Below are 692 nucleotides of genomic sequence, written 5' to 3'. Positions count from 1 at the left end.
CGCGCCCCCGGCCGGGAGAGCCTGCATCAACCGGGCCCGGGCGGCCACCACCTGGGCGGCATCCTCCAAAGACCACACCCCGGCCGCGAACGCCGCAGCCAACTCACCGATGGAATGACCCACCAACGCCTGCGCCCGCACACCCCACGACTCCACCAAACGCCACAACGCAACCTCGAAGGCGAACAACACCGACTGCGTGTACAGCGTCTGATCCAACAGACCCGCCAGATCCGAACCCGGATCAGCGAACGCCACCTCCCCAAGGGGGAACTCCGCCACCCCGCTCAACTCGGCGTCCAACGCCGCACACACCTCGTCGAACGCGGCAGCGAACACGGGGAACACCTCACGCAGGTCCCGGCCCATCCCGGCCCGCTGAGCACCCTGACCAGCAAACGCGAACACCACACGACCAGAAGACCCCGCCGCACCAGAAGACACCGCGTCCCCAGCAGCCACCGCCGCTACCGCACGGAGCTTCGCCACGGCTTCATCCCGGTCCGTGGCCACCACACCGGCCCGGAACTCCCACACCGAACGAGACGTCAACAACGCACGCCCCACATCTCCCAAGCCGGCCACCGGTTCCCGCTCCAGGAAGTCGGCCAACTGTCCGGCAGCCGCCCGCAAGCCCTCCGGTGACCGCGCCGACACCACCAACGGCACCACGCCCGACGTCTTCGGAGCGT

General features: G+C 69.1%; 1 protein-coding gene. It reads right to left on the bottom strand.

The annotated features are described in order from the left end of the window. Window positions 1-672: acyltransferase domain-containing protein (locus LO762_RS32235; protein WP_308104903.1), on the bottom strand; the 672-nt coding region annotated here is incomplete at its 3' end. Window positions 673-692: the final 20 nt, after the last annotated feature.

Source organism: Actinocorallia sp. API 0066 (assembly GCF_020991275.1).
In the GTDB taxonomy this organism is placed as follows: Bacteria; Actinomycetota; Actinomycetes; order Streptosporangiales; family Streptosporangiaceae; genus Actinocorallia.
Note: the sequence above shows the minus strand (reverse complement) of the source record. Positions and strands in the feature narration are given on the sequence as shown.